The sequence below is a fragment of the Paenibacillus sp. NPDC055715 genome (genome assembly GCF_053617595.1).
The window spans coordinates 291,860-315,391 of sequence record NZ_JBSHGA010000001.1; the positions used below are offsets into that span (position 1 = coordinate 291,860).

The following is a 23,532-nucleotide window of genomic DNA, read 5'->3' on the forward strand; positions in this document are numbered from 1 at the left end:
TTCAATGGGTGAAATAGACTTCAGAAATCATATTTTGATCGACTAAAAAATCGGCCAAATCTCGCAGCGTTCTGTTATTCATGATCATAAGCGGATCTATGTTTTGGCCAAACAACTCTTGCAGCTTGTGATGCAAAAACATGATATTGATCGAATTTAATCCGTAATCGCTAATATCCGCATCCGGATCAATAACGACCGGCTCTGTTCCCATAATTTCTGATACGATGCCTAAGATTTTCTCAAGAACCTCGCCTTTGGGAGAGTTACCGCCTGCTTGATCCAACTGCAGCCCATCCCCACCGGACAAATGAACTTGTTCACCAGCACAAGCGGTCTTCAATGATCCCAGATATACGGTAAGTTCATGGATCGTTTTGTGGTTCAAAATGACGAGCGGATCTACTTCTTGTCCGAACTCGTGCGTTGCCTTCATAATCAGTTTCATACTGTCGAAGTGATCCAGCTCCAACTGTTGGTCTGTTAGCATCTGATCCGGACTTTTTCGTAAAATGTCAGCCAATATCAGAGTGATTCTGCTCTCGATATCGGCGATGGCGTCGATGTTGTCATCCCGAACCTCTGCCATCGCCGAGTTTGCTTCGGTCGTACTTTTTGCTTCCTTCCGTTGAACCGTCTTCATCCAGTACCTGTTTTTGGCATAGGGGTACGTCGGTGCCGGAATAACCGTTCTCGGCTTTTCTTTGTGCAGCAGTTCCCAGTCCACTGCTTCTCCCGCAACCCATAGCTGCGCCAACATATCCAGATTTCCGGCCTGTAATGCATGGACGACGGCTTCTCTGTTGTCTCCATTCCGAGTTGACAACGGTGCCTGATCCCTGCCGGCTTTTCTGATGTTCCCCGTGAACACCCGGTCTATCGTCAGGTTTCCCTGGATAAACATATTGATCTTATGCAAAAGTTCATCCGCATTCTTTGCAATAACCGCCAGACGCTCAGCCATGTTTTCCCGCCCTGTCTGCAATGTGTATGCAAGGTTGGCCATCGACAGCGAGCTGTCCGAGTCCATATGCTTCTTCAGATATAAGGCCAATTTCCCTGCATATTCCTTGAGTCTGTCCTTATCCATGGCGGATAGGATGAATAGATCCTCGCTTCGCCCTATCGTTTCCGTTTCCGTACCTGCTGGCATTACTATAGGAGCGTCATATTCCTCAATGAGCACATGAGCATTTGCACCGCCGGCGCCAAAAGAACTGATCCCCGCCCTCCTTGGATAACGGGTCTCCTTGCCATTCTCCGAAACGACGGGCTGAGTCCATTCTTTCAATTGATGCTGTACATAAAATGGCGTATCTTCAAACGCGATCTTCGGATTTAAGACGTCGGAATGCAGGGAAGGAACGATTTGTTTATGCTTCATTTGCAAAATAACTTTGGTTAATCCGGCAATGCCCGCGGCCGATTCCAAATGTCCGATATTGGATTTGACCGAGCCTACCGAACAATAACCCGTATCTTGGGTATATGCCCGATACGCCTTGGTCAATCCTGCTATCTCGATCGGATCACCGAGGGAAGTTCCCGTCCCATGAGCCTCCACATAACTGATCGTGCGAGGATGTATTCCCGACTTCTCCATGACCTTGGCGACTACCTTGGCCTGCGCAGTTGGATTTGGGACCGTGAATCCGCTTGTTTTGCCGCCTGCATTCACGGCCGAGCCTTTAATAACGGCATGGATATGATCCTGATCCGCTATAGCCTGGCGAAGTGGCTTCAGGATCACCGCGCCTGCGCCTTCGCCGTCGACAAATCCATCTGCTTCGTCGCCAAAGCTCTTGCAGGCATCCCCTTTGGTTATCATGTTCATGGATGCCAATCTGTGGTAATGCATCGGGTGCAAAATCAAATTCACGCCGCCGGCAACGGCCATCTTGCACTCTCCCCGCTTCAAGCTTTCACAAGCCAGATGTATGACCGTAAGAGAAGAAGAACATGCCGTATCAACCGTCAGACTTGGACCGAACAGATTAAAGCGGTATGAAATCCGATTCGCAATCGACCAATGGGAGGCATGGGCCAAGGTCATACGCCCTTCGCCATATGCTTCACCGCTCATAAATTCATAGTCAGCGTTCATAACGCCGACAAACACACCAACCTCGTTGTCCATTCTTTCGAACTTATCGCTCGTATAACTCGCATCCTCGAAAGCGCTCCAGGCCGTCTCCATGAATAACCGGGCCTGAGGGTCCATATTTTCCGAGTCTTCCGGCGTCATGTGGAAGAATAATGGATCGAATGTATCGACATCATCAATAAAGCCGCCCCATCTGCTCTGTCCTTCCGCAGTTTGCGCTTTCCAGTCCCAGCGGTCATCCGGAACTTGACCAATGCAGTTTTTCCCGTTTATCAGATTGTCCCAGAACTCGTCCAGTTGCTCCGCTCCCGGATAGCGTCCGCTCATTCCGATAATCGCAATGTCTTCCGCACAAGCGGTTTCTGCATCCGCTTTTACAGGGTCTATGGACAACGCATGGTGCAATGTTCTGTCATTCGAAGGAGCGACCAGGTTAAACAGTGTGTTCAACTGACTTGATTTTTCCGCAGTAAAATAATCCGTCAGCTTGCCCGCGGTCATATATTCAAACAGCAGCGTCGATGACAGGTTGCCCAAATCATCTTCGAATCGTTTCACGATCTGCAGGCTGATCAGCGAATCCACGCCGTATCGTTCAAACGTTTCCTGTTCCGTCATTTGCGATGGATCGATGTTCAGAATCTCCGCAAAGACCTGTTTGACATAGTCCACCGTTCGTTCCCGCAGCTCCTCTTGAGAAGCGGATGCTCCCTCCACCTCCGCCTTCGTCTCCTCTTCTTTGCCGGCTGCAACAAAAGCATTCTTCGGCCGGAATGCCAGCGGCTGATGGACCCGGCCGGGCTCGATTACGGCAGTCCTCGCCCGAGTGACTCCATTGCTTTCCCCAATGATCAGGCATTGGGTGGACTCAGGATCTGTATCCGGAGAACCAAGCGTCTGCACGCTGCGCATTCCGCTCTGCTGCATAGCTTTCCTCCATAACGAAGCGCTCAACAAAGGGGAAGATGGCAGTCTCTTGTGTCCATCATCAAACCGCCACCAGCCTTCCGTTAATCCAAAAGTGAAGTTGGCAAAATTCATCACCCGCGCAGCTTCGTTTGCAAGAAACACGCCATTTGTTTTTAAAAGGCGTTTCAGTTGATTTAGCGTGGCAGCAATATCTTTGGTTGCATGGATGACGTTGGCACTGATGACCATGTCGATACTCGCCGGCGCAAATCCCTGCTCCTCAACGGGCTGCTCAATATCGAGCGTCTGAAAGTGGACAAATGGATAATCGCTTCCGTACACCTTTTCACCGTATCGGATAAATCCGGAAGAAATGTCCGTGTATACATACCGGATATGCTCTTTGAAATCTTTTACAGCCTCGAGAACAGGCCCGCTCGTCCCGCCAGTACCGGCCCCAAGCTCAAGGATGCATATCTTGTCATCGGGGCTGCGTTCAAGCCGCTGCTGCACATAATGCCTGACACTCTGTGCAGTTAACAAGTTGAAGTAATCCCCTATCGGAAATCCGTGATATACACCCTCAACCAGAGACATGGAGCCGCCCGGAAACATAACTTCCATGACATTTTTCCGTCCCGTAAGCAATGCAGGATAATGAGTCTTGCAGGCCCACACCAGGTTCACATGCGGCATGATCGAAGGAAAATCGTTAACCAGCCGGTCTTTGCTTGCCTCGAGAGATTGAAGCTCCAGTCTCAGTTCTTCCGTGTCCAATACGAGAGCAGCTTTAAGCATCGTCGTGTGATCCATAGTCTCCACTTCAATAAATCCTGCTTCGTCCAGCGCATGGATCAGCACTTCAAACAATCCGAGATGCTGGTCGGAGACTCCCGTCCGCTTCAGGAGGACATCATACGTGTAGCGCTCTGTTCCGCTCTGAAATACACCCATGCTGCGGAAAATATCCAGAACGGCATACTGCACCCATCGCTCCAACTGACGGAAAGCCTCCAAATTACGTGCAAGCTCCTGCCGGTCAACATGCGGGACTTCCAAGGGCGCTTGTAGAAGCCCCTCGGGCAGCGCCTCCCTGAAAATCTCTATTTGATGCGTCGAATCGATCGGAAGCATGGCCCTAAGATCCCGTCTCTCCCCTTTTACAACGAAGAACTGGTTCAGTGAATGATCCAAAGCCAACACCTGTTCTACGGCCTGCATTCCTTCATGAGGCTCGATGGAATGAACGCCCATTTTGACCATTCGCTCTCTGTACTCTTCCTCGGCTACGATGCCTACGCTTCCCCAATATCCCCAGTTAATGACGCTGACCGGGTAAGGAACATGCTGACGGACATAGCCGGCATAGGCGTCCATAAATGTCGATGCCGCAGCGTAATTGCTCTGGCCTGCCTGGCACAGCAACGATTCCGCCGATGAGAAATACAACATAAAGTCCAAAGGCTCCTGTCGCAGCACTTCATGCAATACGACGCTCCCCTTCACTTTTGGTCCAAGAACGTCTCTAAGCATGCTCTCATCCATATTGGCAACGGTTTTATCTTGAAGAATCATCGCAGAATGAATCGCGCCGTTAATTTCGCCGAATCGCGCCGTGGCCTGCTCAACCGCATGCCGCATACTGTTGTAATCGCAAATATCCGCCTGGAGATAAAGCACTTCCGCTCCAAGAGCTTCCACCCGGGAAATTCTCTGCTTGCGCTTGTCATCAAGCATCCTTCGTCCAATCAGCACCAATCGTGCCTTTGCCGTCCTGGCGAGATATTCGCATAATTCCATCCCGATTCCGCCGGTTCCCCCTGCAATCAGGTACACGCCGCGATGCTTGAAGCGGCTGGCCGGCAATGAAACAGCAGGGCTGATGACCTGTTCCAAACGGCGTTCATATCGCTTTCCATTCCGAATCGCAACATCCTTATCGCATCCTGAAGTCTCCATTGCAATCTGACGAACGAGGGTAGAGGAAGAGTTATGCTGAAGGTCATGTTCAGAAACATCCAGACAATTGACCTTCCAATGACGGAACTCCTTCGCAAGAGATCTGGCAAAACCATGCAAGCTTGCTCCGGCGGGCTGAATGGCTTCTCCGGGAACGACTTCACAGGCGTTGCATGTAACGACGCTTAGCTTCAACGATTGATCGCCAAAGCCGCGCTGTTGCAGCGCTTGTACAAGCCGGAACAGCGACAGCACGCCTGTCTCCTCGCTATCCTCCAGGAAACGCAGCCGATGTTGGACCGTCGTGTTTTCTTCAGGCGCAACAGCAAAACGAGCCAGGAAATAAATTTGATCAATCATCTCGAACTGCTGGATACAATGGAAAAGCTCCGTCGTTTTACGGATATCAACGTTCCAATCCGTATCGGAAAGCTTCTCGCTCTCCGTTCCCAATTCGATGCAGACGACATGATCTCCTGACTCCGCATGCGCCTTCAGAAGCGCCTCTTTCAGATTTGCAGATTGCTGAGAATGAATAACAAGCACCCTGTCCTTGCAGGTTTTTGCAACAGCCGGCGTTAACTGTGACTCCTCGATCGGGCGCTGATCCCAAAAAGGTACGTATACCAGCGGCCCCTCAGGGTCTTCCATCGGCCGGAGAGTAACATCATGCAGGCGTGCGGCAACATGCCCGTCTTCATTCATGACAGTGATGTGGAACCGTTCCTGATCGGCGTCCTTGCGTGTCACATAGGCATATCCTTTGCACGGCATCGGCCCTGATACCTCCGCTTTTCCCACCGCGTACGGAATACGTCTGATACGCTTTTGTTCAGACCAGACAAGTGCAGCTATACATTGCAGCGCATTATCGAGTACAGCGGGATGAAGCCTGTTCGAGTATGACGCTTCATCTGTGATGGATAAGTCTATGCGTCCGAGAGCCTCACCAGTCCCCGCCCATGCTTCCTGCACGCCGCGAAAATATGGCCCGTAATGGATGCCCAGCATCTCACTATGATCGTATATTTCGTCTTGACCAAGATAACCGCTGCAGCGCCGCTGAATCTCTCCGATGGACATGCGCTCTGGGTCTGCGGATGATCCCGCCTGCGACTTAACGACAGCACATTCGCCTTGAGCATGAACAATATATTGTTCTCCGTGCTCGTCCAGACGCTGAATGCTGAAATCCAGACCTTCCTCTTGTAAACGAACAAGAACCCTCAAGTCTGCGTTGTTCTGATTTACCCACAACGGCTGCTGCCATACCATCCGCTGCAATTGCATATCTGCGCCCGCAGCTTTCGAGCATATCTCCATCACAAGGCTCATGAGACCCATTCCCGGAAAGAGCGGGAGGCCAGCAATCCGATGATGCTGAAAGAGGGCAGCCTGTTCATGAATCCTGATAGCATACACAAGCCCGTGCTCAGCAATGTTGAGCGCAGGAGTCGTGTCCAGGCTCCATGGCTTTAATGAACCTGCCCCGTTTGCCTTTCCGCTTCTGACCCAGCAGCGTTGTCTGTGGAAGGGATACGTCGGCAGGGACAGACGCTTGAATAAGCCGGGAGGACGCTGATGATACAGCGGCGCCCAATCGATCGTTTCCCCACGTACCCACAAGGCCGCGATTTCCTCATAGTTTCGCGCTTGCAGTAATCTTTCCGTATATTCGCTGTTTTCTTGTGCAAAGGCTTGGCCGTGCCCATCGGCAGATTCACGGAATAAGCCAGGTTCATGGTCTCCAGCAGTACCTTCACAGAATGAGATTAATCTGTCTCTAAGCTGCTTGACGGATGAAGCCACGATGGCCAGACGTTTTTCGAACGCGGTTCGTCCCAACTGTAATGTATATGCCACATCGTCCAGAGAAAGCTCTTCATTTTGATTCAGGTAAGCAACAAGCTGTTCCGCCACCGCCCGAAGTTGTTCGCTGCTTCGTGCCGACAAAGGAACCAGATGTGAAGAGAATCGCAATCTGTCTTGCCGATGATCTTGGATAGGGGCGTACTCTTCCACCACCAGATGTGCGTTCGTCCCGCCGAATCCGAATGAGCTTATGGCTGCGCGGCGCAGTGTATCGCTCGTCCATGGAGTAAGCCTGGTGTTCACATAAAAAGGAGTGAGACCAAACCCGATAAGCTCATTCTCCTTCGCAAAATGCAAGGAAGGCGGTATCTGCCGATGTTTAAAGGACAAGAGCACCTTGATCAGACTTGCTACGCCAGCCGCTGCCGAGGTATGCCCAATGTTTGTTTTGACTGAACCGATGCCGCAGAACTGATCTTTATCCGTATAAACACGGAAGGCGTCCGTTAACGCCTGCACTTCGATCGGATCTCCTAGCTTGGTACCTGTACCATGCGCTTCAATGTAACTGATGCTCTCCGGGTGAATCCCGTATTTTTGATAAATGCCAAGCTCCAGCGATTTTTGTGACTCGATGCTTGGCGCCGTAATGCCGTTCGTTTTGCCGTCCTGATTGATCCCTGAACCTTTGATAACCCCATATATATGGTCGTTGTCTCTGATGGCGTGTTCCAGCAGCTTGAGCACAACCACGCCTACGCCTTCGCCTGGAACAAAACCATCCGCCTCTTGGTCAAAAGCTTTGCATTTGCCTTCGGCAGACAGCATTCCCGCATTGCTCATTTGGATATATGGGTTTTCCGTAATATAAAGCGTCACTCCGCCTGCAAGCATCATTTCCGCTTCTCCGTTAATGAGGCTTTGGCAAGCCATATGAATGGCAACCAGAGCGGAGGAACAGGCAGTATCGAGTTGGATTGCCGGACCTTTCAGATTCAGCAAGTAGGCAATCCGGGAGGCCAATATGGAGTGGGCATTGCCCGTCATGGCCTGTGCATGCCGGGATGATATTCCAGCGTTTTCCAATATGTCTTGATAATCATGGTTCATCGCACCGACATATACGCCGCATTTTACGCAATCTAATGCTTCCGCCGAATAACCTGCCTCTTCTAGCGCGCACCAAGCCTGTTCCAAGAATAAGCGTTGCTGCGGGTCCATGACCTCCGCTTCGCTTGGGGAAATATTGAAAAATAACGGATCAAATTGATCAATATCTTCCAGGAAACCTCCCCATTTGGAATGAGTTTTATCCTGCTGACTCGGATCGGCATCATAAAAATCATTCATGCTCCAGCGGTCTGCCGGAATTTCTGTTATCGAAGAAACACCTGTTTTCAAGTTCTCCCAAAATTTCGTCAGGTCCGCTGCCCCCGGAAACCTCCCCGACATGCCTATGATCGCTACGTCGCTGCTCCAGCCTTCGCTCACGGGATTCCCGACCCGGTCCGAAGAAGATGACCTCACTTCGGAGTCAGGGCAGGAAATAAGCTTTTTTTCTTCAATCTCCTCCTGAACCATGTGTTCCTCAGGCGGAATAATCGTGGCCAAATATTCGCTGAGCGAATGGACGCTGGCGTAATCATAAATTTTGACCGCTTTGATATCCGTGCGAAACGCCCTGTTTATTTTCTTGACGAGCTCTATCACAAGAATCGAGTCAAGCCCCATATCCGTGAAGGTTTGCTTATCCTGAATCGTATCCTCTTCCACATGTAGTGTGTCGGCAAGCATAGCTCTCAGCTTCAATTGAACTTCTTTTTTGTCAGGTAAATGGATTGTTCCTCTTTGAGCTGATGTTTCCGCAGGCTTCAAGGTATCTTGCTCCCGAGAGGTTGCAGGCTGATAAACCGCTCCTTGTGACGGAGACGCTGCTGCAGCTAGATCTATCGAACCCGTGTTATCTACAGGCGGCATGTCCAGCTTGATTGGCGCTTGAGAACGCTGCCTGCTTGGATGCGCTTTTGTAAGTGGGGATTCCACTTCGGAAAGAGGTAAACGGTTCTCCATTCCCCTCTGTTTGAGCTTAAGCTTCGGGATGTCGGGCTGCTGGAGATGGAGCTGATTGACTTTGTCGTTTTCACGACGGCTTCCAATTTCCACATTAGGGCGCACTCCTGCGATATCTGCTTGTTCTGTTTCCTGAGCATTCGCTTCCAAAGCTTTGGTATTGCTCTCGATCTCCCTGTGCCCAGCAGGTTCAGAGCTACCTCGCGAATCCAGCCAGTACCTAGTTCTCTCAAAAGGATATCCCGGCAACGAAACAAGCCGCGGGGCATTCCTTCCCTCATAAAGCAAACGCCAATCCACCTGGATACCTAAGGTCCATAATTGACCAAGCTTCTCTAGCTTAACATTCCGAATAAGCATATCCACAAATTGTTGACCTTCCGGCCCCTCAACCAACAACGAGGCACCTTGCCGTTCCTGAGAGGAATAACTGTTCCACAGCCCTTCGACGTTATCTTCACCTGACTCACCTGACAGGTATTCCCGCAGCTTGGTCATCATGTCCTGCAGGCTGTCTGCTGCAAAAGCGAGTCTCGCTTCCATTGACTCACGCCCCACCTGCAAGGTATACGCAATCTGTGCCAGCATTTCTTGTGTAGTGTGCGTATCCAAAGCAGTTGCAAACTTCAGCAATTGTTCGGCTCTGGCTCTCAGGCTCTCTTCTGTTTTGGCTGACAGAACGATAAGCTGCGGGCCGCTGCTGACTGAAGACAAAGACTCCGGTGTCATGTATTCCTCAATCACAACATGCGCATTAACGCCTCCGAAGCCGAAGGAGCTTACTCCTGCCACCCGCGGCAGTTCCGCGCCATTCTGATCTTGCATCGGCTTCCATGCTTGCAGCTCACTGGCAATATAAAAAGGCGAGCCCTCCAGCTTAATGAACGGATTCAGCTTCTTGAAGTTGGCATTTCCGGGGATCTTTTTATGCTCCATCATTAGCAGCACCTTAATCATGCCTGCTATGCCGGCCGCAGCCTCCAGATGTCCAATATTGGTCTTCACGGATCCAATGGCACAGCTTGGCCGCTGATCAACAGGCATGTCGCCTGCGCTGTAAAGCTCCTCAAATGCTTTTTTCAATCCGTTGATTTCTACCGGATCCCCAAGGCTTGTTCCTGTTCCATGAGCTTCGATATATCCAACTCGCGAAGGCAGCATGTTTGCAATCGTGTATGCGTCCACCAGCAGCTCGGCCTGCGAATTCGGATTGGGAGCTGTCAATGAATTGGAGCGGCCCTGATGATTTATCGAACTTCCCTTGATAACCCCGTATATGCGATTCTTGTCGGCTATCGCCTTGCTCAAAGGCTTAAGCAGCAGGGCACCGCAGCCCTCTCCCCGAACATAGCCGTCCGCTCTTTCATCAAACGTCTTACAGCTTCCGTCCGGGCTGAGCATACCCGCCTTGTTAAAAGAAATATACAAGGAAGGGCTTAGCAGCACATTGACCCCGCCAACGATGGCCTGTTCGCATGAGCCATTGCGAATCGCCTCCATCGCCCTGTGAACAGCTACCAATGAGCTGGAGCATGCGGTATCAACAGGCTCGCTTGGACCACGAAGATTAAACAAATACGAAATACGGTTGGCAAGCATGGAATGGGATAAGCCAGTTGATGTATGAGCATCTATAGCCACGCCTTCATCCCGGATTACCTCTCCGTAATCCGATGTAGAGACTCCTACAAACAACCCTGTTTTACTTCCCCACAAATCGGATGTTTTGTAGCCTGCATCTTCGATCGTATTCCAGACGATCTCCAAAAATATTCTGGCTTGCGGGTCCATCATTTCCGCTTCTCGCGGGGAAATGCCAAAGAAGGAAGCGTCAAACTTGTCCACTTCTTTCATGAATCCGCCCCACTTGATATTGGTTTTGCCGGGTTCCAGCAGCGGATCTCCATAAATTTTGCTAAAGTCCCAGCGATCTGCCGGTATTTCCCGAATCAATTCACGGCCATTTTCTAAATTATCCCAAAACTCTCCGATATCTTCGGATTCGGGGAATTTTGCGCTTAAGCCTATCACCGCAATGGGCTCTTGTTGTCCAGATTTATCATAATGCGTGGATTCCTCATGTCTCTGTCCAGTTTCTTGCCTGTTCGTCACATCGCCAGAGGACGGCTTCACCTCACTGGCTTGCTGACTGCCCGATAACTGTTCCTGCCGAATATGCGTTACAGGTGCTTCTTTTGCTTCCCGCAGCTCCACGGAAGGCGTTTGCACAGCATGCTGTGCAGCAGCAAGTGAAGGCACTTCCGCCTTTAGAGGCGGCTGCTGCTGGTAGCTCGCCGCAATATGCCCGGCAAATTCCCGGATCAAATACCGGGAGAAGGAGCTGATGCTTGAATGCTCAAAAAAGATGGGCGGCAAAATGTCCAAATCATACTTCGCATTGATCCGGTTCGCCAATTCCGTCAACAGAACGGAATCGAATCCATAATCCCGCATGTCATCCTCCATGTTGATTTCGGACTGACTAATTCTTAGCACATCCGCAATTTCAAGGGTGAGCCAGCCTTCCAGCTTCTTGCGTGCTGCTTCGCTCCCGTGCCCTTCACGAATCGAACCAATCTGCGCCGCAGGCTGAATTTCACTGCGCCGATTCAAGAATAAATGAATATCCCTTCCATGCTCATCTACAAGAATCTGATGCCCGCCATACTTCAGCGCAGCGGAAAAAGCCTCTATGCCTGTTGCGCTGTCAATCGCCTTCATGCCAAGCCTTTGTTCCAATTTTTCCTGAGCTTTCTGATCCACCTTCATTCCCCCACCCTTCCATAATGGCCAGTTGATCGACAAGGTTTTACCGCGACGTAGCCCTTCCTTACGCAGCCGCTCCCTGTATGAAGCAAAATGATCCATATAACTGTTGGCATAAGCATAATCGCACTGCCCCGCATTGCCGGTAAGCGCCACGATGGAAGAAAATAAAACAAAAAAGTCCAGATTCTCCGTCTGCGTCGCCGTATCCAGCAAGGACAATCCATAAATTTTAGCGGAGAACACCTCTTCCATGTCCTCGCGCTGCTTGCCTGGAATATAGCCATCCCTGAGCGAACCGGCACTGTGAATTACTCCGTTAATCGTTCCAAATGCATGATGGATGTTTGCAAGGAGCCCTGTAACGTTCTCCTGATTCGACACATCGCAAGGGACAAACATAAGGTCCCCGTCGAGTGACTGCAGTTCACGAATTTGATCTTCATTTAATTCTGAACGGCCGGCGAGTACAACTCGCGCCTGATACCGCTGCAGCAAGTAACGGGCGAATACCATGCCGAGCCCCCCGGTGCCGCCAGTAATGAGATACACGCCACCTTGTTTAGGTTCGATTCCATCGGCATCAAAGTCATGGCTCCTGCAAGGAGTTAACATGCGGGCAAAACGGCTGTTGCCCTGAAGGAGCAGCTCGTCTTCCTCGGCGGAGTCGTTTACATTCAGCTCATTGTACACATGCTCCAGCAAAAAACCGATTTGGAATGAATCCAGACCGATGCTTTTACCTGTGAGATGCCGGCTTTCTTGCTTCAACGTCTTCAGAAAGGCCGCTACTGCTCCGTATACTGGATGAATCATGTTAGATTCCAAAGGATAAAAGTACAGAAGCTTGGTATTCGCAGCCAGCTTTTCGTTCATCCACGCTTTACTTATATAGAACAGGGAATCGTAGCTATGCACCATTTGCTCCCGAACGGCTGTGACACGGGAATCATAGTCCTCCGTTGACCATAAATGTACAATATGGCTCGGCTTAATGCCGTCACGGCGCCATAGGCTCAACAAATCGCTGTAGCTTTCTTCCGAACCAGGCAAAACCTCATAGATGCGGTCGTGAACGCGCCTGCATTTCTCCCCCTGCCGCACCCTAATTACACGGCCGTCGTGACTTGTTGTCCGCGATTCAAGCTTCTCTTCCAAGCCTTCATCGTTACTGAAAATGACAATATCTTCGAAAACGCTTTGATTTTCGCCTGCATATGCTGCCGATTCTCGCCATTCATGATGCCAGTATAAGATATCCGTCGACTTGGGCTCAGTCAGACTCCCCCCTGTTCCAGCTATCGTAAAATCCTTTATTTTGACGAGAGGCTGGCCCCATTCATCCGTAATATCAATATCAAAAGCTCTTAAATTTCCGCCCTCTGCTACTCGTGCATACGCGTATCCTGTCTCCGTCATAGGAGCGAGCAGCTCCACTTCCCCCATCGAGAACGGAAGATACGCTTGCTTGCTCCCGTTTCCGCCAACTAGCGCCAATACACTTTGCAAAGCGCCATCCATATGGGAAGGGAACAGGACATAGCCGGCAAAAACGCCTTGCAGCGCTGCCGGAAGTCTCAGGGCAGACAATGCTTCCCGGGAATTATAGTGCATCATTTCGATCGTTTGAAAGCTAGGTCCGTAATTAAGGCCATATTCCTGAAACTCCTGATAACAGGCTTCTCCGTGTTTATAGCTGTTACAGCGCTGCCTGATGGCTTCAATATCCCAGGCTGCCAGGCCGGACGGGACGTCTGTTGCCTCTGTTAACATTAGCGTGCCCTGCGAATGAATGACGTTCTCCTGCAATGGATCATCGGATACCGATACAACCTGGTAATTCACGCCTTGCTGGGCCATTGATAAAAGAACATTGATCTTTTTGACTTCGCCGCCTGCGACGACCGGTTTCATCCACACGATATTTTTTATTTTTTGCACCTGTTTTGCGGGAAGAGACAACGCTCCGGCTGCTCTTGACATCTCCAAATAGACCACAGCTGGCAAGACGTGATCCTGACCTACCATATGATCCCGCAAATAAAATGCCTCGGGATATATTAGCTTGCTAAAACGTTGCTGTTCTAGTGTCGACACATTGCTGTCGATCAGAGGATGAAGCACATCTTGCTGTTTGACAGAGGCTGCGTCTGCCGCCTGGTCGCCGCTTGTTCCTTTAAACCAATGTGGTTTGCGGTCAAAGGCATAGGTCGGCAGCATCACGGAACAATAATGCGCTTTATTGTACAACTCACTCCATTCGAGCTCACAGCCCTTCACAAATAACTCGGCTAGTTCCTTCAGCTTTTCGACGTACTGAGCCTCGGACTCATTCGTACCTTCTCGCAGTTCTCCAAGCATCTGATTGCCGAATTGTTTATAGAACGCTTTCATGTCCTTCTGCCTTTTATCCACCTGATTTGAAAAGACGCCCTCAGATACACCTCTGTCCAGCAAAGATTGCAGTCTTTGCTGCAGCTCTTGCTTGCTCCCGGCGATTACGGCTTGGCGGATATCAAAATGAGTTTTTCGGACAAGTAGCGTATGAGCGATATCTCCCAATGCCGCTTGTTTTCCGTCATCGGATGACAGCCATCGCATAAATTTTGCAATGTACTTCCTCAGCGAAATTTCGGTCTGGGCAGTAAAAGCGAACAAATACGCAGGTTGTGCAGGTGCGGATGCTCCCTTTTCAGACACGGGATATTCCTCGATGACAACGTGGGCGTTAACTCCGCCTACGCCAAAAGAGCTGACTCCGGCAACCCGGGGATGGACGGTGCCTGTCTCATCCTGAGATGCAACCCACTCGCTGGTCTCGGTTGCCAGGCGAAACGGACTGTTTTCCAGGTGAATGTATGGATTCACTCGGTTAAAATGCAGGTTGGACGGGATTTTTTGATGCTTCAGACACATTAGCACCTTCAGAAGTCCCGCCATGCCGGCAGCCGCTTCAAGATGCCCGATGTTTGTTTTGACCGCTCCCAGCACACAATGCGCTTCTTCCACGCTTTTGATACCCGCAAGATCATTTAATTCTTGAAACGCTTTTTTCAGACTATTGATCTCAATCGGATCGCCCAGGCTTGTTCCCGTTCCATGCGTCTCGATATATCTGACTCGTCCCGGGTGTATATCGGCCATCCGATATGCAGAAACGATTAGATCAGTCTGGGCATTCGGATTGGGGGCAGTCAGCGAATTCGAACGCCCTCCATGATTCACGCTGTATCCGCGGATCACGCCATAGATACGGTCTTTGTCCTGTAACGCCTTGCGAAGCGGTTTCAGCAAAACTGCTCCGCTCCCTTCGCCACGGACGTAACCATTAGCCTGGTCGTCAAACGTTCTGCATCTTCCTTCTGGGCTAAGCATACCCGCCTTGTTAAAGGAAATGTATAAGGTAGGGCTTAATAGTACATTGACACCACCTGCTATAGCCAGGTCACATCTCCCATTTTTCAGAGATTCAACCGCGCGCGAAACGGCGACAAGCGATGCAGAACAGGCAGTATCCACCGGTTCGCTTGGTCCATGGAAGTTGAAGTAGTAAGAAATACGGTTCGCAAGAATGGAGTGGAACAGCCCCGTGGAGGTATGCGCCTCGACAGGAACCCTGTTTTCCTTGAGCAGCTCAATATAATCCGAAGTTGTTGCTCCTACAAATACCCCTGTTTTGCTTCCCCATAACTCTGACGGTTTGTATCCCGAGTCTTCTATCGTCTCCCATACCGTCTCCATAAACAGTCGCTGCTGCGGGTCCATCAATTCTGCCTCACGAGGAGAAATGCCAAAAAAGGCAGCATCAAAATGATGCACGTCTTTTATAAATCCGCCCCATTTGATATTCGTTTTCCCTGTTTCCTTAACCGGATCGCCGTACAGCTTCCTCCAGTCCCAACGATCCTCTGGTATTTGGCTGATCATGTCTTTGCCTGCCAGAAGGTTATCCCAATATTCCTGCAAATTCTCGGACTCGGGGAACCTGCAGCTCATGCCAATGATGGCGACTGCGTCTTCGTCCCTTCCAGCTATACCATCAGAAGTAGAATTATCCGGGCCTTTAACCCGATAAAGCTGAAGATTCGCCTGACTTACGCTGTCAGTAGCGGGAACAGATGTTATGGCAATCCCTTCGCCTCGATCGGTCGTTACCGGAGCCTCGTCGTTAAAGTCCAACTTGTCTCCGTATTCACGGCATACATAACAAGCGAAGCTGTGAATAGACGGATGCTCGAAAAATACGGTAGGCGTCAAACTCAGTTGATACGTTTGATTGATTCTCTCGGTTAGATCCGTATAGCTCATGGAATCAAAGCCGTACTCGCTGATGTCATCCTCGACATCAATATCCCCGGCCGAAATTTTGATTAATTCGGACACTTCGCCAATCAGCCAGCCTTCAAACTGCTCGAGCTGACCTGGATTGTTTTCCAATGAACCGTTCTGTACAGGGATGCTGTGCAATGGGCTATCAAGCTCTGAACTGTTCTGTACAATTGGATCAGGCATAGCTACTTCCGTCCCGGTTTTCATCCGTCTTTCCCCTTTGTGGTCCAGCCAGTATCTCTTACGTTCAAAAGGATATGTCGGCAATGGAACCCTTCGGCAGCCATGCTGTCGCATCAGTTGATGCCAATCAAACTTCATTCCCTGTATCCAAAGTACAGCCAGACGCTCCAAACGCGCCATCTCCGATGATGCGTCCTTAACAAAAGACTCCGGATTCTGCACAGGCTCCTGTCGCCCGCTTGCTCTTCCTCGGAAAACGTGGATTCCTTGGGTGTCCCCCCGAACAATGGCTCCAAGCTTCTCAATAAGCTCCTCGGTATGACAAGCAATGACTGCAATCCGTTCCTCGAGCATCTTTCTTCCTGTTTGCAGTGTGAAGGCGATATCCTTCAGAGCGTGGCTGCGCCCCGTACCGCTCAGATAAGAGTACATATCAATCAGATACTGCTCCAGTCGGTCTTTGCTTTTGGCTGACAACATAAAGAGCTGTGGAGCATTCTCTTCAAACTCTTCCGCCAGACAACTGCTTTCCGAATACTCTTCAACGATTAGATGGGCATTAGCCCCTCCCGCGCCAAATGAGCTGATTCCCGCAATTCTTGTTTTGCCGTCAGAGGGATGCCAATCCAAGGTTTCTTTGGCAACAAAAAACGGGCTTTCCTTGAAATTAATTTTCGGGTTTGGCAAATCGCTGTGCAAGCTTCTCGGAATTTGCTTATGCTTCATGGCGAGAAGCACCTTGATTAGCGCTGCGGAACCGCCTGCAGCTTCCAAATGGCCGATATTCGACTTGACCGATCCTATCGGACAAAACTGCTGCTTGTCCGTGTATTGTCTGAATGCCTGACTTAACCCGTTAATCTCGATCGGATCTCCCAGCGCCGTCCCCGTTCCCTGGCATTCCACATAACTAATATCCTCGGGAGAAAGTTCTGCCCTCCGAAGCGCCTTGCCAATCAGATCGGCATGCGCCTCCGAGCTGGGAATCGTAAATCCTGGCGCTTGGCCGCCATGATTGATCGACGAGCCGCGAATGATTCCATAAATATGGTCGCGGTCTTGCACCGCCTGCTGCAATGGCTTAAGCAGAACGGTCCCCACGCCTTCTCCCGGCACATACCCGGTGGCAGCATCGCCAAAACTTCGGCATTTTCCGTCTACGGAGAGGAAGCCGGCTTGGGCAAGGTAGATATATTTCGCAGGATGAATTGATAAATTAATGCCCCCTGCAACCGCCATATCGCAATCCCCATGCAAAATACCCTGACAGGCCAAATGAATTGCCGACAATGAAGAGGAACAAGCCGTATCAATTGCCATGCTGGGCCCTTTGAAATCCATCAAATAGGAGACTCTGTTCGCAATCGCCCAGTAAATCGAACCCGGCCCGGCATATTCATGGTGCAAGAAACCCTCCTCGGCAGCAATATGCGAATACTCGTTCCACATCACCCCTGTGTAATGACCGATGATCTGCTGGGCATAGGCCTCCTTGCTTCCATATCCTGCATCCTCCATCGTTTTCCAGACCGATTCCAGCAGTAGACGCTGCTGCGGGTCCATCTCTTCCGCTTCTTTGGGAGAAATTTTGAAGAATAGCGGATCGAATTTATCCACGTCCTCGATGAAACCGCCCCATCTTCCGTACGTGGTATTCTTATGTCGCGGATTCTCGTTATAATATTGACGGTTATCCCATCTCTCCGGTGGAATTTCCTGTATACAGTCGCGTCCATGAATTAAATTCTCCCAATATGCCTGCAAATCCGGCGACTGAGGAAACCGGCCATTCATGCCTATGATGGCGATATCATAGCCGTTACCTTGACGATGGCTTTGACTCCGGTCCCCTCTCTCCAATTTATTATGCGCCTGCGTCCTCTCCAACGCGGTTCGTGATTCCTGAACAGACTCTGCTTGTACTAAAGGCTGATTCACTGGCGATGGACTGATATCCGCAGGACCAAATACCATTTCCCCTTTTCCTATACGTTCACGGAAATAGTCCAGCACCTTGTACATCGTTGGATAATCATATAACAGTGTGGGCGGCAAATGGTCGAACCTCTCATTTAACTTGGCCATCACCTCCATCAGAACAACGGAATCCAGTCCAAGCGTAAAGAACGATTCATCCCATTCCAGCTCCTCGGGCGGCATACCCAGATGGGAAGAAATTAGACCGGTAATAAAAGATTCCAATGGGTTAAACCTACAATCCTCATCGCCAGTACGATGAATTTCGGTGTTAGACATAGTTTGGCTCATACTCCCATCTTTCTCAGGCATGACAAGAATTTGGTTTGGGATGGAGACACACGACAACAAGTTGCTGAATATACGTTTTCCCGCCTCATTACTTATAGGAAACAACTTCCGGGACACAAAATTATCGTAGGCTTTTGGATCAAGTCCCATGCCGGATTCCGCCCATAATGGCCAGTTGATGCTGATCGTCTCCCCGGGGTATCCGTGTGTGCTGCGGTAAAAAGCAAATTGATCCAAGAAGCTGTTCGAGGCTGCATAATCCGTCTGGCCTCTATTGCCGAATACCGACACCACGGAAGAAAACATGATGAACCAGTCCAGTGGCTCGCTCCGGGTATAGTGATTCAGCAGCAGTGTACCATCCCATTTGGGCCTAATCGTCGACCGGAAGGATTCCCATGATTTGGTGAAAAGCAATTCATCCTTTAATACACCGCCAAGGTGAAGGATGCCATGGATGTGGCCATAGATTTCCTTTACCGATGCGACCAAAGACTTAACCTCTTGTGCCTGGGTAATATCGTTACGGTAATAGCTGACTCTGTATCCCTTGGCTTGATAAGCACTCAATTGGGATCTTTTTTGATCGTCCAAAGGCGATCTTCCGACAATAATGACCTGACACGCCGCTTCAGCGTTCATTTGTTCGATCACCTGTGTGCCGATGCCCCCAAATCCCCCGATAACCAAGTAAACCCCATCTTGCTTTAACCTTGAGAAATGGGGCTGCGGCGACAGGTGGAGGTCATGATACTGCTGCACAAACCTTTGGCCATCACGGTATGCCAGCAGATGATCGCCTGCATTCCATAGACTCTCATGGACAAGCGTTTCAATCATATCCTCTTGTGGTTTCCGGAAATCTGCAAAGGTGATCTCCAGCCGCGGATTTTCTCGCATGACTGCCTTGGCCAAACCGGTGATCAAGCCGTTCAGCACGCCGTCCCCCGAATCAGCGGGCAGCACCGCAAAAGAGTCATAACCCGAGATAACAATGCTTGTGCTTGCTTTAAACCGGTGACTTTCCAATGAGACGGATTTCAAAAAATAAAATATTTCCTGAAGCAACGGTTCATAGCTTTTTGGAAATGGCTCGGCCTCTATACCATCGTATGGCACGGGAATAGGTTCGTCGGTTAACCGCAAATAGAACAGATGCAGCTCCCTCTCCTTGCCATTTTCCAGTTCTCTCCACAGTGCACTGTAGTCCTCCAGGTTCCCTCCATTTATTTCCCAATGCTCTCCCTCTACAGAAAAACATTGGCCCATCTTGACGGTAATCATCTGGTCAAATGGTTCAGGGAAAGCCTTGCGCAGCATAACCGCTGCGGATTGATTGGTAAATATAACGGCCGTTCTGCCTTGGAAGCGTTCATCGAAGCGTTGGTTTACTGGCTGCAAACCTTTTTCGATCCATTTCGGCGTGCTTAGTTTGGCCTGCTCCGGTTCCCGCGGTCCGCCAAACACCTCTTGATTCACGCTCACGAACTGCACATCTTCCATCGACATCACCCCGGCACCGGATGAGCTATACACTTCAAGGTTGAGCTGAAGCCTGCCGTCTGGATTGCGGATAAGGCCGTTTTTATTAATGACTACATAGGAAATATCGGAAAATGGTGCAGATAACATCATAGCCCCGACTTTGTAAGGCACATCCATGTCATTTTTCCACAAGACGATTCCCTTCGCATAAGCCGCTGCGAGTACAGCCTGAAACACACCGTCCAATACATGGCTGTTGCAGCCAGCCTCACCTTCAGGCTGCTTAATCGCAATAGCGAAGCAATCGTCGTGATCATATACACCCTCTATCACCTGCAGACTTGTTCCATAACGATATCCGGCCGGAGCAAAAATATCACCATAAAGTACGGCTTTACTCATGATCTCCGATCGCATATCTACAGAGGGAAAGCCTCCATAAGCAGCATGGTCAGCAGTCTCTTCGTACTGGCCCGTGCAAAGTATTTGTTGACCGGATGAAATCTGCCATGTTCGATTCCCGGGATTGACCGTGCTCTTGAGCCTGATGGCATCCGAGACGATGCCCGGCTTATGTACCCTCACATTCAGCAGCTTGTGAACCGATGGCACGGAAGCAGCATTGACGGCTTCAAGACCATGTACAAGCATACAGGCTCCCGGAACAATATGCTGCGACCCGATGATATGATCCTGAATAATGGCCTCCCTTACGGTCAGCTTCCTCTCAGACGATTCTTGCGCGGCTGGTTTAGCTTGAATGGCAGGACTTTCGTCTACTTTGAACCAAAAGCGCTTGTGTTCAAACACATAACCAGGCAAGCTTTCCTTAACGTAGGAATCAACAGGATACAGATGCTCCCATCGTACATCAGCTCCTTCCTGCCACATTGAAAAGACCGTGTGCTGAAAAAGCTCACCCAGTGTTGAAACATGGGGTTTTGCGATGGCGTCGCCCTCCACGATTGCCGTATCACCCAGCACAATCAGCTTCATCGCCTTGGGCTGGAGCCTGATCGGGCACTCAAGCGCCGTCATTAGCCAGGAAAATGACTCAGGAAGTATATCGTTCATTTTCTGCAGCAGTGGATACGCTTCGATGGTCTTCCCCTGGACCTGGTGGGCATTCATCGCCAGAACGCTGCCCTCATAATCCGGTGAAGCATCCAATAGAAGTCCTGCAACCCTTTCTTTATCCAGCACACCGTCCACAATCAAATTGACCAACTCATCAATCCGTGGATCTGAGAGATGTTCCTGCTCCGTCAGATTCCACTTTTCATGAAGCCTCTTCAGCGAGCTGGTCACCATAATCAACAACAGGCTACCTTTGCCATCAAGCTCTCTCTCCGTAAATAACGATTCGTCCGCAAGCAGGAAATCCAGCTCCAAGCATCTGGCTTGCAGAGGGTTCGTCCATTCCTGCATATACTTTTTGAAGGTAAACTGCGAATGGATCAGCAGGCGTGCTTTACGAATGATTAGCCTGCTAGCCTCTACATGGACGTTGATGTTTGCAGTCAACTGGCGCAAATACTCTTCAGAAAATTGTATCGGTAAAATTTCCGCATCGCGCACCGGATCAAACATGACCTGGGAAGGTCTGCGCAGCGTGATGTCTTGCATTTGATCAGGGTAGAGCAATATCATCAACGCTTCCTTGACTTGAATCACGCCGCTTAGAGCCAAGCAAATCAGGAATCCGTGGCTTTCACCATAGAACACCTCCGGATTCAAACCTATCTCCAGTAATGCTTCCACAAAGCCGTACGCGGCAATGAAGGAAAAGGAGTCCACCAATGCAGGGTCCCAATTCTGTTCAAAAAAGCCCCGTTTCAACTTTTTCAAATAGGGGTCCCCGCTCAAGGAAGCGATGACATTATCCGTTTTCTTTTTGAACAAAGGCAGACTACGGTACAATTTTTCCATATCCGTGAAGCCTTCCCACCGCATTCCCCCGATAGCCACGTGAATCGGATTGCTGCTCGGCTTACGGATTGAATAGGCATCCTCCTCCAGGCGGCGAAGCAATTCCTCGCGGGATGCAACAATGCCACCTGCCCGATACGGATAGCTTGCTCTTGTATGAGCCAGCGCTTTACTGACATTTGACAACTGCTGATCGTTGGTTATGACATGCGCCGCAGCTTGCTTCCACTTGCCGAGCAGTGCTTTGAGGCTGTTTTCCGATTTGGCGGAAAGAACAAAAAAGCGCCCCTCCTCTGACGGCCCTGGCGGGTCAAGCTGGTTCAAATCTTCCGCCTGGGAATACGACTCCACTAAACAATGCGAATTCACGCCTCCGATTCCAAACGAACTAATACCCGCACGCAGCGGAATTCCCTCTTGCTTAGGCAGCCATGGAAGGTGCTCGGTTGCGATTCGAAATGCGGAATCCTCTAGTTGAATCATGGGGTTGGTCTCACGAACATGCAGAGTTTTGGGAATCTTCCGATGCTTCATCATTAACAGAACTTTGATCAAGCCTGCGATTCCGGCAGCCGCCTCCAAATGCCCGATATTGGTCTTTACCGACCCGATCGTGCAGAATTGACGATCTTGAGTTGATCGGCCAAACACTTGCTTTAGCGCCTCTATCTCAATCGGATCGCCAAGTGAGGTGCCTGTCCCGTGTGCCTCCACATAAGTTACGGTATCCGGATTTAGATCAGCATCCTTGTACGCCGTATCTATTACGTCCATTTGGGCTTCCACGCTAGGAACGGTCATCGACAAGGCGCTGCCGACATGATTGACGGCCGAACCTCGAATCAGCCCGTAAACGTGACTGCGCATGCGAATGGCGTCCTGCTTTCGTTGGAGCAAAATGACGCCAACTCCATCTCCAGGCACATAGCCGTTGGCGTCTTTATCAAACGTTTTGCACCGCCCGTCAGGACTGAGCATGCGTGATTTGGACCAGGTGATATACTTCCAGGGATGGATATTCAGATTGACACCGCCTACGATGGCAAAATCACACTCGCCGCTGAGCAGCGATTTCTTGGCTTCGTGCAAAGCAACAAGCGAGGATGCGCAAGCGGCATCAAGTGTAAAGCTGCTTCCGTTAAAACCAAAATAATGGGATATCCGATTGGCGAGAATGCATTCGTAATTACCGGTTCCGGCATAATTCTCAATGGTTGTAGCCGTGCTCACGGCTTCCAGCAAATAATCGATAGCCATGACACCGATAAAGACGGAAGTTCTTTTTCGTTTCAACACGCTCATAGGAATCCCGGAGTCTTCTATACAATGCAATGTTTCTTCCAGCACAAGCCGCTGCTGTGGGTCCATGTTGTTTGCTTCCCTTGGAGATATATCAAAAAAACGGTGGTCAAACTGGTCGATATCATCGACCAGTCCGCACCACTTGCTTATGCTTTTGTTAGGTTCATCGATATCGGGTGAATAAAACTTGTGCGAATCCCAGCGGCTTGACGGAATTTCCTGAATTGAATCAACGCCCTGGCTCAGATTGTCCCAATACTCGCCATGATTGTCGGCACCGGGAAATCGGCAGGCCATACCAACGACAGCGACTTGTCCCTTGTTTTTCGATCTGGCATAGCTGGTTGTGCTCCTTTTTTGTCCGTTCTCGTTTGCCACTCCGTCTTCCCTCCTAAGTTCATGATCATCCGACCTTC

1 protein-coding gene is annotated in these 23,532 nt (G+C 50.2%); it reads right to left on the bottom strand.

The features are described from left to right. Position 1 precedes the first annotated feature (1 nt). A complete protein-coding gene (locus ACWGOO_RS01465; protein WP_452480873.1) occupies positions 2-23,494 on the bottom strand; it encodes an SDR family NAD(P)-dependent oxidoreductase in 23,493 nt (7,830 codons plus the stop codon). Positions 23,495-23,532 lie beyond the last annotated feature (38 nt).